The sequence below is a fragment of the Ectothiorhodospira mobilis genome (genome assembly GCF_016584115.1).
Classification (GTDB): domain Bacteria; phylum Pseudomonadota; class Gammaproteobacteria; order Ectothiorhodospirales; family Ectothiorhodospiraceae; genus Ectothiorhodospira; species Ectothiorhodospira mobilis.
On sequence record NZ_NRSK01000014.1, the window covers coordinates 21,680 to 34,675 of the forward strand.

Consider the following 12,996-nt stretch of genomic DNA (forward strand, 5'->3'; position numbering starts at 1 on the left):
CCAATCCGGATGCATACCCTCGAACTCCTGTTGATGCCCCCCGCCAGCGGTCTGATCCTGACCCTGCTGGGGCTTGCCCTGTGGCGCCGCGGCGCGGGGCGCCTCCTGGTGCCGCTGGGGCTGGGCAGCCTGTATCTGGCCTCCCTGCCCATGATCTCCCATGCCCTGGTGGGCGGCCTGCAGCAGCGCTCCGGGGCGGTGACCGAGGCCCCCCAGGCTGGGGCCATCGTCGTCCTGGCCGGGGGCCGGCGCAGCGATGCCCCGGAGTACGGCGGCGATACGGTGAACCGCTATTCCCTGGTCCGGGCCCGCTACGGGGCGGTGCTGCAGCGGCGCACGGGGCTGCCCCTTCTGGTGAGCGGCGGGCGCGTGGAGGGGGACGAGCCCCGCAGTGAGGCGGCGCTCATGGCCGATGTGCTGGAGGCGGAATTCGGCGTGCCGGTGCGCTGGCGGGAGGAGGAGAGCCGCAACACCTGCGAGAACGCCTTTAACACGGCGCGCCTGCTGGCCGCCGAGGGCATCGGGGAGGCCATCCTGGTGACCCACGCCCTGCACCTCCCCCGGGCCCGCTGGTGCTTCCGGCGCACGCCGCTGCAGATCCGGGCCATGCCCGTCTACTGCAGCCGCCCGCAGGAGGAGCCCGGTTTCGACTGGCGCGGCCTGATCCCCCAGGCCCGGGCCATGGAGCGCACCCGCTTCGCCCTGCATGAATACCTGGGACTGGCCTGGTACCGGGTCCGCTACGGCGACCGCCCCCTGGGCGGGGGCGGCTGATCCCCCCCGGGTCTTTCAGAAGACGCCGGCGCAGACGCTGCCGCAGTCGGGGCAGTGCCCCCCCGGCGCAAGGCGCATCTCCAGGATGCGGTAGCCATCACGCCGGATCAGGGGGGCGCCGCAGGCAGGGCACCAGGTGGTGCTGCCCTCGGGATCGCGCACGTTGCCGGTGTAGGCGTGGTGCACGCCGTTGTCCCGGGCAATGCGACGCGCCCGGCGCAGGGTCTCCGGCGGCGTGGGCATCCGGTCGGTCATGCGCCAGTCCGGGTGGAAGGCGGTGAAGTGCATGGGCACGTCCGGCCCCAGGGTCTCCACCACCCAGCGGGTCATGGCGTCCAGTTGGGCCGGGTCGTCGTTCTGCCCCGGGATCAGCAGGGTGGTCAACTCCAGCCAGATGCCGGTCTGCCGCCGCAGGTAGCGCAGGGTCTCCAGCACCGGCTCCAGATGGCCGCCGCAGAGCTTCCAGTAGAAGGCCTCGTCGAAGGCCTTCAGGTCCACGTTGGCGGCGTCCATGGGGGCGAAGAAGTCCTCCCGCGCCCCGGGGTTGATGTAGCCGGCGGTGACCGCCACGCTGCGGATGCCCGCCTCGTGGCAGGCGCGGGCGGTGTCGGTGGCGTATTCTAGGAAGATCACCGGATCGTTGTAGGTGTAGGCCACGCTGCGGCAGCCGCGTTGCCGGGCCATCTGCGCTAGTTCCTCCGGGGAGGCCCGGGCCTGCATGCGGTCCATCTCCCGGGAACGGCTCATGTCCCAGTTCTGGCAGAAGCGGCAACTGAGGTTGCAGCCGGCGGTGCCGAAGGACAGGACCCGGCTGCCGGGCAGGAAGTGGTAGAGGGGTTTCTTCTCGATGGGGTCCACCGCAAAGCCGGAGGCGCGGCCGTAGCTGGTGAGCACCACCTGATCGCCGTAGCGGCCCCGGACGAAACACAGCCCCCGCTGCCCCTCCTGGAGCTTGCACTCCCGCGGGCAGACATCGCATTGCAGTCGCCCGTCCGCCAGGCGGTGCCAGTGACGGGTGGGGACCATGGGGGTGTCGGCATCGATCTGCATGACCTTCTTCTAGCATCCCCTTTCGGTTCGGGTTGAGAACCGCGTCAAACCAAGTGAAGTGGTCGGGTATTACACTACGATCCATTACCCCGTACGGTACGCCGGGGCCGGGCCTTCCGGGGTCCGTGTTCAGGGATCCATCCGCATCCGATACGGTCCCAAGGGGAAAGGTTCCCGATCCCGTTACGCGCCGGCGCCGTGAGCCGGCGATACAAGGCCTCAGGAGGATGAGATGATCGTGGCAAGCGTTCGTCCCCCCGCCGTCGCGGGGCAGTTCTATCCCGCCCGACCCGAGGCCCTGGCCTCCATGGTCCGGGGCTATCTGCAGGAATCCCGCGGGCGCGGCGCGCTGCCGGCACCCCCCAAGGCCCTCATCGCCCCCCATGCGGGCTACATCTACTCCGGCCCGGTGGCGGGCAGTGCCTACGCCGCCCTCGCCGCAGAGCAACTCGCTGCCATCCGTCGGGTGGTGCTGGTGGGGCCGGCCCACCGGGTGGGTTTCTACGGCATCGCCGCCCCCACCAGTGAGGCCTTCGAGACCCCCCTGGGGGCCGTGCCGGTGGACCAGGAGGTCGTGGAGCGGGTGGTGCGCCTGCCCACGGTGTTCCGCTTCGATGATCCCCACGAGAGCGAGCACAGCCTGGAGGTGCAGCTGCCCTTCCTGCAGTGCCTGCTGGAGGACTTCACCGTGGTGCCCCTGCTGGTGGGCAGCGCCAGTGGCGGGGAGGTGTCCCAGGCCCTGGAGACCGTATGGGGGGACAAGGACACCCTGGTGGTGGTGAGTTCCGACCTGAGCCATTACCTGGACTACGCCACCGCCCGGGAGGTGGATACCCGCACCTCCGAGGCCATCGCCGCCCTGCGCCCCGAGGCCATCCAGCCGGGCCAGGCCTGCGGCCACGTGCCCATGCAGGGGCTGTTGCTCAGTGCCCGCCGCCATGGCCTTGAGGCCCGGGTGCTGGACCAGCGCAGTTCCGGGGATACCGCCGGTCCGCGGGAACCCGTGGTGGGGTACGGTGCCTATGCATTCCATTGATCTGCAGGAAGCGGAGCGCCGGCTGCTGTTCCAGGTGGCGCGGCGCGCCCTGGAGCACCCGCCGGCCCCGCCGCCGCTGGAGGACGAACGTCTGCCCGAGCCCCTGACCCGGCCGGCGGCCACCTTCGTCACCCTGAAGAAGGAGGAGAGACTGCGGGGCTGCATCGGCACCCTGGAGGCCCATCGCCCCCTGGCCCGGGACGTGGCCCACAACGCCTGGGCCGCCGCCTTCCGCGATCCCCGCTTCCCGCCTGTGGAACGGGAGGAAGTGGCGGCACTGCGCATCGTCCTCTCCGTGCTGGGACCCGCGGAGCCCCTGGAGGTGGAGGATGAACCGGAACTGCTGCGCACCCTGCGCCCGGGTGTGGATGGCCTGATCCTCTGCCGCGGATCGCAATGGGCCACCTTCCTGCCGGCGGTATGGGAGAGCCTTCCGGATCCGGCGGATTTTGTCGCAGCCCTGCGGCGCAAGGCAGGGCTGCCCCCGGACCACTGGTCCGGGGAGCTGGCCTTCTGGCGCTATACGGTGCGGGAACTGGAGGAAGGGGTATGAGCCGGCCCCGCGCATCGGGGCGTGGCCCCCGGGGCCGCATCCCGGACCCGGGATGGCCTCAGGCGGTGGTGTTGACGTTGTTGCCCAGGTGATCGGGCAGGGCGGCGGCGGTCTTGTTCATGCCCTCGATGAGACCCGCTGCTGTCTGGGCCTGGCTGTCCATGGCCTTTTTGGCCACGGCCACCTGCGCCGACTGGGCGGTCTGCTGCTGCACGAGTTGGGTGGAAAGGGCGGCGATGGGGCTGGAATCCATGGAAACACCTGTCTGGGCTGATGGGTGGGCTCGGACCGCTTGCGGGCAGTCCCATCACGGTTTGTCGGCAGCGCGGCGATGGAGTTCAGCCCCGAAGGCCCCATCCATCGCTCAAAACGCCCCGCCGATAGGTTGAAAACGGAATCAATGGATGGTGCACATCATGCGCATGGCAGGCCTTTTCCTGGTGTTGTTCCCGCTCCTGTTCCCCGGCTCTTTCGCGCATGCCGATCCGGATGGGGCCTCACCGGACGGGGAGATCGTCCGGGCCCGGGTGGAATCCGAGCTGGCGGCGTTTCGCGTGGTACGGGTGGTGGACGGCCTGCGGCACCCCTGGGCCGTGGACTGGCTGCCGGATGGCCGCATGCTCATCACCGAACGCGGCGGCACCCTCTATCTGGTGGATGGCCGCCAGGCCACCGCAGTCTCCCATATGCCCCAGGTCTGGGCCGAGAATCAGGGCGGTCTCCTGGACGTGGCCGTGGCCCCGGACTACGGGGAGACGGGATGGATCTACCTGACCTACACCCTCCGCGAAGACGGCAAGGGCGGCACCGTGCTCGCCCGCGCACGCCTGGAAGGCACGAGGCTCACCCAGCTGGAAGAACTCTACCGGCAGACGCCATTCCTTGAGCCCAATTACCACTTCGGTTCCCGGATCGCGTTCCTGGACGATGGCACCCTGCTGGTGACCCTGGGGGAGCGCGGGCAGCGGCGGGAAAGGGAGGTGGATATCCCCACGCCCAGCACCTCGGTGGGCACCACCGTGCGACTCCATGCGGACGGCTCGGTACCGGATGACAACCCCTTCGTGGGGCAGGAGGGGGCCCGCCCGGAGGTCTACAGCTATGGCCACCGCAATGCCCAGGGAATGGCGATCCAACCCGGGAGCGGCGCCATCTGGCAGCACGAGCACGGGCCCCACGGCGGCGACGAGCTCAACCTCATCGAGGCCGGCAACAACTACGGCTGGCCTGACGTCAGCCTCGGCGACACCTACCGGGGGCAGCAGCCCATCGGTGTGCCCTCGGCCCCCGGCGTCACGGACCCCGTGGCGTCCTGGGATCCCTCCCCCGCCTTCTCGGGCATGACGTTCTACACGGGGGATGCCTTCCCGCAGTGGCGGAACGACCTCTTCATGGGGGCCCTCGCCCAGCAGAAGATCCTGCGCATCGAACTCAACGAGCACAACCAAGTGGTCCACCAGGAGGCATTGCTCCGCGGCGAGATCGGACGCATCCGCGATGTGGCCCAGGGTCCGGACGGCCACCTCTACGTCCTCACCGATATGCCCGACGGCGGGCTCTACCGGCTCGACCCCCTGCGGCGCCCCGAAGGGGGAGAATCACGCCCTGCACCGCAGGGCCGGTGAACCCCATCCGGAAGGGCGGGGGGCTTGGCGAACGGCAACGATTGGGCTATTCTCCCGCGCCTGTCCCAGATGGCCCGGTCCCCGGGCCGTCTGGGGTGTGGTACAATCCCTTCGTAACGCGCCCGTAGCTCAGCTGGATAGAGTACTGCCCTCCGAAGGCAGGGGTCGCAGGTTCGAATCCTGCCGGGCGCGCCATCTTCCCTCCAATCAAAGGCTTACAGCCTCTCCATCGGCGCCGGAATGGCCGGGAGTGCTGATCACGCCTGACAGTACTTGTTTTCAGCACTTCTTCTGTGAGTTCAGGTGTGGCAACTTCTCGTCAGGCGCGGGGGTGAGGTGATTGAAAATCACCGTGTCGGCGGTTCGATTCCGTCCCCGGCTAAAAAAGTAGACCCATCCGCTGGACCACATGACGTATACCATCACTGATGATGGGAATCAGTGTCCGGGCGTCTCGCTCAGCAAAGCTTCCAGCGTCTCGGCCTCCAAGATGGCCTCGGCCCAGGTTTCCAGCTGCTCGGTACCGGCCTGGTCGAGTCGGTTCTGCGCCCAGGTGGGGATCACGCCGTACTTTTTGACGATCAAACGGGCGAGCATGCGGCGGGTGCCTTCTTCCCGCCCCTGTTCAAGGCCCTCCTGGCGCCAGCGTTCCGGCCATTTTTTGATGCGCTCAGCCAACATGGTGTGTACCTCATGCAGTTCCTGTAAATCGTTCAGCTCGGGCAACTCCATGCCGGGTGCCCGGTGGGGGAGCAGGACACGTCGTATCCAGACCACGAAGGCCCGGCGCAGGCCGGTCTGCTCGGGTGCCTTGAGCCAGTCCACCAGCCTGCCCAGGACATGGAGCATCTCCTGCTCGTCCCGGTTGTTCTCCAGGCGGAACAGGGCGGCCACCACATTGCGTGCCGGCTCAGACCAGGTCGGATCGTTAACGATGGCCCCCTCATCCAGCAGGAGGTAGGTAAGGGCAGGGCGGTAGTGCTCCAGTCCTCCCGGTACCGGTTCGACCAGATCGGCGACGTTGGGTGCCGCATGCCATCTATTCTCCCCATTGTAGAGCACCACCGGCAGCACAGGCGGGAGCCTGCCTGTGGGGGTCAGCGCCTTCTGCCGGATCAGATCCTGGTAGAGCAGACCCACGTAGCTCATGATGCGCACCGCCATGAACCGGTCCACGCTGCTTTGAAATTCCAGCAGCAGGTACACATAGAGCCAGTCCTTTCCCCAGCGGATGCGCCAGATGATGTCATCCTCGCGATCCCGCAGCTCATCGGTCACGTAGGAGCCACTGACCTTCTCCAGGCTGGTGAAATCGAGCTGCTCCACCCAGGCTTCCCGGACGAAGCCGGTCAGCAGATCGTGCACCATGCGCGGATGGGAGAAGAGCAGCTTGTAGCTGTTGTCGTGTTGGGCCATGGGGAAGCTGGTCTCGCCTGGGGTGATGCCCGGGGACGGGATCCGGATCCTCCCGGGAGGATACCTCAAAGGCGCGCCGACATCCCTTGATGGTCCAGATATCCGGAAGGGGCTAAAGGTCAACCGGGCGCTGCCTGGTTACTTGGGATGGTACCGTGTGCCCAGGGTGCAGAATGATACACAGCTCCCGGGTGCGCATGGATAGACAGGAGGAATGACCTTGTTCGAGTTGGATGAACGTCTGGAGGCAGACAGCGTGTCCGTGGGAACGCGGGATGGCTGTCTGGTGCGGCTGTTTCGGGACGCGCGCTATCCCTGGCTACTGGTGATCCCGGCGATGGGTTGCTTTCGCGAATGGTGGGAACTCGCCCCCGGTCAGCGCATGGTGGTGGACGGGGTGCTTGCCGAGTGTGCCCGTGTGCTGGCAGTCCTGCCTGGCGTTGAAAAGACGAACCTGGCCACACTCGGCAACCTGGTGCCGCAGTTGCACTGGCATGTGGTGGGCCGCCACGCGGGTGATCCCGCCTGGCCGGGGCCTGTCTGGGGATACGGCGATCCGGAGCCCTACGATCCCGGGAAGCAGGCCGACCTGGTGGCCTATCTGCGCAGCGCGCTGGCTCTTGATGCGGTGGATGAGACGGGATAATAAGATGTACCGGCTCGCTAAACCCAGGGCATCAGGGACGTGAACAGCACCATCTACTACTACAACCAGCACGCAGGCCAGTTCATCGCCGACACCCTGCACGTGGATATGGAGCCCCTGTACCAGCGCTTTCTCAGCCACCTGCCGGCCGGCGCGCGGGTGCTGGATGCCGGTTGCGGTGCCGGGCGCGATGCCCTGGCCTTCCAGCGGCGGGGCTATGGTGTCAGTGCCTTCGATGCCAGTCAGGCGCTGGCGGATCATGCCTCACAATTGCTCGGCCGGCCGGTGCCCGTTCGGCGGTTCGATGAGGTGGACGAGGTTGAAAGGTATGACGGCATCTGGGCCTGCGCCAGCCTGCTGCATGTGCCTGCTACCCATATGCCCGCCAACTTCCATGCGCTCTGGCAGGCCCTGAAACCCGGCGGTGTCATCTATTGCAGCTTCAAGCTGGGAACGGGTGAACGTGATCGCAACGGCCGACATTTCACCGATGCCGATGAAGACCAGATCCGCGTCTGGACTCGGGAACTCACCGGACTGGCCGGGCTGGAATGCTGGCTCACCGAGGATCAACGCCCCGATCGGGAAGAGCACTGGCTGAACTGCCTGCTCCACAAGGCCACCCGCCAACTCATTACGGGCGGTGACGACAATCCCTTCCTGCCCCATCTATGCAGCGGCATTCATCGCGCCGATGCCATCGACATGGCGGTGGCCTTCATCAAGCACACCGGCCTGCGCCTGCTGTTGCCTGATCTGCAGGCGGCGCTGGATCGCGAAGCCACTGGCCGCACACCCGCCCGCATCCGCATCCTCACCAGCGACTATCTGGACATCACCGATCCCCAGGCCCTGCGCGCCCTCATGCTGCTGCAGGAGCAGGGCGCTCAGGTGCGGGTTTACCAGAGCGGGGGCGGGAGCTTTCATCTCAAGGCCTACCTGTTTGCCGGTTCGCAGGAGACTGATACCCATTGGGGCTGCGCCTTCATCGGCTCCAGCAATATCAGTCGCCAGGCCCTGCAGCAGGGCCTGGAATGGAACTACCGGATCAACTATCCGGGGGACAAGGGATTTCTGGAGGCCCGTGAGCAGTTCCAGGCCCTGTTCAACGATCCGGCCACGATGGCCCTGTCCGATGAATGGATCGATGCCTACGAGGCCCGCCGCATTCCGCCGGAGCGTTCATGGGAGCCGGGTAGCACCGAGTCGGAGCCTCCCCCCACGCCGACCCACATCCAGGCTCAGGCCCTGGAGGCGCTGGAGCAGACGCGCCTGGACGGCTACCGGCGCGGACTGGTGGTCATGGCCACCGGTCTGGGCAAGACCTGGCTTGCTGCCTTCGACACGCAGCAGGCGAACGCCCGCCGGATTCTGTTCGTGGCCCACCGGGAAGAGATTCTCAACCAGGCTGCTGGCACCTTCGCCCGTATCCGGCCCAGTGCCCGGATCGGCTTCTATCATGGTCGCCAGCGGGATGCTCAGGTGGACATCCTCTGTGCCTCGATCCAGACCCTGGGTCGTGTCGATCACCTGGAGCGCTTCGGGCCGGGGCATTTCGATTACATCGTCGTGGACGAATTCCATCACGCTGCCGCGCCCACCTATCACCGTTTGCTGAACCACTTTGCGCCCACCTTCCTGCTGGGCCTCACCGCCACCCCCGACCGCACCGACAACGCCAGCATCCTCTCCTTGTGTGATGACAACCGGGTTTTCGAGAGCGACCTGTTCACCGGGGTGAACGCGGATCTGCTGGTGCCGTTCCACTATTTTGGGGTTTTCGACGAGGACGTGGACTACCAGAGCATCCCCTGGCGCAACGGCCGTTTCGACCCGGACCTGCTGGGCAATCGGCTGGCCACCCTGGCCCGCGCCCGTCATGCCCTGAGCACCTGGCGGAAACGGGCTCAGCGGCGCACCCTGGCCTTTTGCATCTCCACCCGCCACGCCGATTACATGGCTGACCAGTTTGCTCGGCAGGGCATCAGGGCAGCGGCGGTCTATGCCGATTCCAGGCTGTCCCGGGGAGAGGCGCTGGAACAATTGGCCAATGGCCGGTTGCAGGTGCTGTTCTGCGTGGACCTGTTCAACGAGGGGGTGGACCTGCCGGCCATCGACACCGTGATGATGCTGCGTCCCACCGAATCCCGCATCCTTTTCCTGCAGCAACTGGGGCGGGGCCTGCGCAAGGCCGAGGCGAAGGAGCGACTGGTGGTGCTGGATTTCGTGGCCAATCACCAGAGCTTTCTGCACAAGCCCATGGCGCTGATGAACCGGACCATGACCCATCAGGATCTGGCCCGGTTTGCCCGCGATCTGGAAAACCAGAGCCTGGATCTGCCCACGGGCTGTTACGTCAACTACGACCTGCGGTTCATCGATTTTCTCAAATCCCTGGGCGGCAGTGATCTTCAGGATCAGTACCTCACCCTGCGCGACACCCTCGGCCGTCGGCCGACCCTGACCGAGTTCTACCGCGCCGGTGCCAGCCTGCAGGCCGTGCGTCGCCAGTATGGTCACTGGTTCGGGCTGATCGCTGCCCTGGAGCCCGATCTTCAGGCCGAGGAGCGGACGGTGATCGAGCAGCAGGCGGATCTGCTCCGGGAACTGGAGACCACCGCCATGAACAAGAGCTACAAGATGGTCCTGCTGGAGGCCTTCCAGGAGCTGGATGGCTGGCGGGAGGCGCCCACTCTGGCGGATCTGGCGGCCCGATCCTGGCAGGTGTTGCAGCGTCGACGCCCGCTGCTGGCGGACCTGCCGGAATCGTATCAGGGCCTCACCGAGCCGCCGGATGACTGGCTGGGTTACTGGCACAAGAATCCAGTGATGGCCTGGGCCGGTGGGTCTTTTTTCACCCTTGAGGGAGATCGTTTCATCGGCGTCACGGCGGTGGCCCCGGACCGGATTTCCACCTTGACGAGCCTGGTGCAGGAACTGGTGGATTACCGTTTGGCTACCTATGAGGCCAGGCAGGGTCTGGGTGGCGCCACGGTCACAGCCTTGTCCAGCCGCAGGCCGGAGCAGGTCTCGCTGCCGTATTTCCCCAACCTCAAGATCGCCTGCGGCCACTTCAAGACGGGCACTGCCGATTGTGAGGAATACCGCAGTCTGCCCCTGGAAGGTTACGGTCGCCTGGATCCCACCCGGCACTTCATCGCCCGCGCCTCCGGCAACTCCATGAACGGCGGCAAGCAGCCGGTGCAGGATGGCGACTATCTGCTGCTGGAACTGGCCAGTGCCGAAAGCGCGGGTCGGATCACCGGGGATATCCTGGCCATCGAGCGCCAGGACGGGACCGGCGACAACCAGTACCTGCTGCGCAAGGTGCTCAAGGACCCCAGTGGTCAGTACCGGCTGCGGGCCAGCAATCCGGATTACGAGGATATCGTGGTCACGCCGGAGTTACAGGAGCAGTTCCGCACCTTTGCCCGATTCAAGGGCCTGCTGGATCCGTTGTGGATGGTGGTGGGGGAACGGTTTGCTCGGGAAGAGATACCCGGCCTTTTCAACGCGGAGTTCAATCCAGGCAGCTGGAACAGTGGGCATGTGGTGCTTCGAGAGCAAAAAGTCCATGTCCTGTTGGTGACCCTGAACAAGCAGGGCAAGGCGGCCGATCATCGGTATCTGGACCATTGGGTGGATGACATCCGGTTTCGCTGGCAGACTCAGAATCAGACAACGCCTCAGAGCAAGCGGGGCCGGGAGATCACTCACCATGAGGAGATGGGCATCGCTATCCATCTCTTCATCCGGGAAAACAAGCTGGAACAGGGTAAGGCCGCACCCTTCACCTATCACGGGCCGGTGCGATACCTGAAACACCAGGGCAGTGGGCCAATGAGTGTGGATTTCGAGGTGATCCAGCCCCCCTTGGGAGGCTGAGCGATGAACAGGCAACGTGCCCTTGAACTGCTACTTGTTGGGTCTCACCTGCATGGGTTTGAGTTGAAATCCACCTCTTCTCCTGTGCATCGCCCAGCCTAGGCAACTCCATGCCGGGTGCCCGGTGGGGGAGCCGTCGCGATGCTCAGAGCAGGATCAGGGTGGCGAGGCCGAGAAAGGCAAAGAACCCCACCACGTCGGTGACCGTGGTCAGCACGACGCTGCCCGCGAGTGCCGGGTCGATCTGGAGCTTGCGCATGATCATCGGAATCGCCACGCCGGCCAGGGCGGCGCACAACAGATTCAGCAGGATCGCGGCGGCGATGATCCCGCCGATGGTCCAGTTGCCGAACCAGAGCACCGCCAGCGCGGCGACCACCAGGGCCCAGAGCATCCCGTTGAGCACACCGATCCCGATCTCCTTGAGCAGCAGGATGCGGGTGTTGCCCGAACCCAGCTGGCCGGTGGCCAGTCCGCGGATGACCAGGGTCAGGGTCTGACTGCCGGCGATCCCGCCCATGCTGGCGACGATGGGCATCAGCACGGCGAGTGCCACCACCTGCTCCAGGGTGGCCTCGAACAGCCCGATCACCCAGGCGGCAAGGAAGGCGGTGAGCAGATTGATCCCGAGCCAGACCGCGCGCCGGCGGCTGCTCGCCAGCACCGGAGCAAACATGTCGGTTTCCTCGTGGAGACCGGCCATCCCCATCATCGAGCGTTCGGCCTGCTCGCGGATGACGTCCACCACGTCGTCGACGGTGATGCGACCGAGCAGCCGGCCTTCGGCGTCCACGACCGGCGCCGAGATCAGGTCGTGATCCTCGAAACGCCGCGCGATGGCCTCGCTGGGCTGCTCGGCCTGCACCGGCTCGAAGTCGGTCTCCATCAACTCGGCGATGGTCGTCTCCGGCCGTGTGGTCAGGACGCGCCGGGCGCGTACGATGCCCTGGTAGCGATTGTCCCGGTCGACGATGAAGAACTTGTCCGTGTTCGGTGGCAGGTCCTCCAGCAGGCGCAGATAGCGTAGCAGCGTGCCCACCTTGATGTCGGCGCGCACGGCGATCTGGTCGGGGTTCATCAGCCCGCCCGCGCTGTCCTCGTCGTAGGACAGCAGGGATTCCACACGCTCGCGCTCGCGCCGGTTCAGGGCCAGCAGGATCTCGCGGCCCAGCTGGTGGGGGAGGTCCTGGATCAGGTCCACCAGGTCATCGGGCTCGAGCGCACGGGCGGCGTCGACCAGGTCGTCGAGCTCCATCTCCTCGGCCAGACGCCGGCGGACCCCTTCATGCAGATGGCGCAGGACCTTGCCGGTGCGCTCGTGGTCGACCATGTCCCAGGCCGCCGCACGCTCGCTGGCCGGCACGGACTCCAGCAGCCCGGCGATGCGCGCCGGGTGGAGTTTGCGGAACAGCCGCGCGATGCGCTTGAGCTTGCCGTTCTCCAGTGCCTCCAGCACCAGCTTGAGCTGCGTCTCCGGGGCCACCTCCGAAGAACCCGCTTCGGCCGCCATCTGCCCGACGTCCGGGCCGTCCGGCGCCTCATCCTGTTCACCGGCTCCGGCCTCCTGGGTGAGCTGGGTCTGCATCGCCGCAGAGAGGTGGGAGAGCACCTTGTGCTCGACCCGTTCATCGATCTGCTGCCAGGCTGCGATGCGTTGTTCCGCGGTCAGCGTCTCCAGCAGACTGGCGACCTTGGCGGGGTGCATCGTCCGCAGGATGCGGCGTACCCGCTTGCGCTTGTTGCGACTGAGCGCGTCGCGCAGGGCGTCGATGGGGATGATTACGTGATCGTTTTTGTCATGATGCATGGTGTAACATCATCCCCGGCGGAATGGCTCGCGGGCAAGTGTACCCGTCGTCGTGGACCCCGGCCTCCCATGCCATCCGGGCATGGAGCCACGCGGTTCCAGTCACCAATGTTGCGCGGGAAGCCCCCGGCTTTAGCCGTGGGCAGGGTGTCAACGTTGTAAATCTCATGGGGCGGCAAGAGGCTGCGCAGGACATACCCCACG

Annotated in this window: 10 protein-coding genes and 1 tRNA gene; 7 read left to right on the forward strand and 4 right to left on the reverse strand. The window is 66.3% G+C overall.

Annotated elements, in window-relative coordinates:
* Positions 1-9: 9 nt before the first annotated feature.
* Complete coding sequence (locus tag CKO33_RS07305) at positions 10-774, forward strand: YdcF family protein (RefSeq protein WP_200180927.1); 765 nt, start codon at positions 10-12, stop codon at positions 772-774.
* Between the two features lie 15 nt (positions 775-789).
* On the opposite strand, the gene amrS is transcribed toward CKO33_RS07305, so the two are convergent.
* A complete protein-coding gene (gene amrS, locus CKO33_RS07310) occupies positions 790-1,824 on the reverse strand; it encodes an AmmeMemoRadiSam system radical SAM enzyme (RefSeq protein ID WP_200180928.1) in 1,035 nt (344 codons plus the stop codon).
* 232 nt (positions 1,825-2,056) lie between these two features.
* On the opposite strand from amrS, the gene amrB reads away from it, so the two are divergent.
* Positions 2,057-2,860 carry an AmmeMemoRadiSam system protein B gene (amrB, locus tag CKO33_RS07315; RefSeq protein ID WP_200180930.1) on the forward strand — a complete coding sequence of 268 codons (804 nt, stop codon included), beginning with the start codon at positions 2,057-2,059 and terminating at the stop codon, positions 2,858-2,860.
* A complete protein-coding gene (gene amrA / locus CKO33_RS07320) occupies positions 2,847-3,413 on the forward strand; it encodes an AmmeMemoRadiSam system protein A (protein WP_200180932.1) in 567 nt (188 codons plus the stop codon). The genes amrB and amrA overlap by 14 nt, the downstream gene beginning before the upstream one ends.
* A gap of 58 nt (positions 3,414-3,471) precedes the next feature.
* Here amrA and CKO33_RS07325 read toward each other — a convergent pair whose 3' ends face one another.
* A complete protein-coding gene (locus CKO33_RS07325) occupies positions 3,472-3,666 on the reverse strand; it encodes a YjfB family protein (protein ID WP_200180934.1) in 195 nt (64 codons plus the stop codon).
* 151 nt (positions 3,667-3,817) lie between these two features.
* Between CKO33_RS07325 and CKO33_RS07330 the strand changes: the two genes are divergently transcribed.
* Entirely contained in the window at positions 3,818-5,038 is a 1,221-nt protein-coding gene (locus CKO33_RS07330; RefSeq protein WP_200180936.1) for a PQQ-dependent sugar dehydrogenase, read from the forward strand.
* Positions 5,039-5,156: 118 nt separating this feature from the next.
* Positions 5,157-5,233: transfer RNA gene (locus tag CKO33_RS07335), tRNA-Arg, on the forward strand.
* Between the two features lie 243 nt (positions 5,234-5,476).
* Here CKO33_RS07335 and CKO33_RS07340 read toward each other — a convergent pair.
* Positions 5,477-6,454 carry an Rpn family recombination-promoting nuclease/putative transposase gene (locus tag CKO33_RS07340; protein ID WP_200180938.1) on the reverse strand — a complete coding sequence of 326 codons (978 nt, stop codon included), beginning with the start codon at positions 6,452-6,454 and terminating at the stop codon, positions 5,477-5,479.
* A gap of 214 nt (positions 6,455-6,668) precedes the next feature.
* Here CKO33_RS07340 and CKO33_RS07345 point away from each other — a divergent pair, with 214 nt between their 5' ends.
* Together CKO33_RS07345 and CKO33_RS07350 are read left to right on the forward strand one after the other, a co-directional pair.
* Positions 6,669-7,100 (forward strand): HIT family protein, encoded by a 432-nt coding sequence (locus tag CKO33_RS07345; RefSeq protein ID WP_200180940.1) that lies wholly within the window; start codon positions 6,669-6,671, stop codon positions 7,098-7,100.
* 39 nt (positions 7,101-7,139) lie between these two features.
* Positions 7,140-10,985, forward strand: coding sequence for a DUF3427 domain-containing protein (locus CKO33_RS07350; protein WP_338081748.1), 3,846 nt, complete (start codon positions 7,140-7,142; stop codon positions 10,983-10,985).
* A gap of 145 nt (positions 10,986-11,130) precedes the next feature.
* On the opposite strand, the gene mgtE is transcribed toward CKO33_RS07350, so the two are convergent.
* A complete protein-coding gene (mgtE, locus tag CKO33_RS07355; RefSeq protein ID WP_200180942.1) occupies positions 11,131-12,792 on the reverse strand; it encodes a magnesium transporter in 1,662 nt (553 codons plus the stop codon).
* Positions 12,793-12,996: the final 204 nt, after the last annotated feature.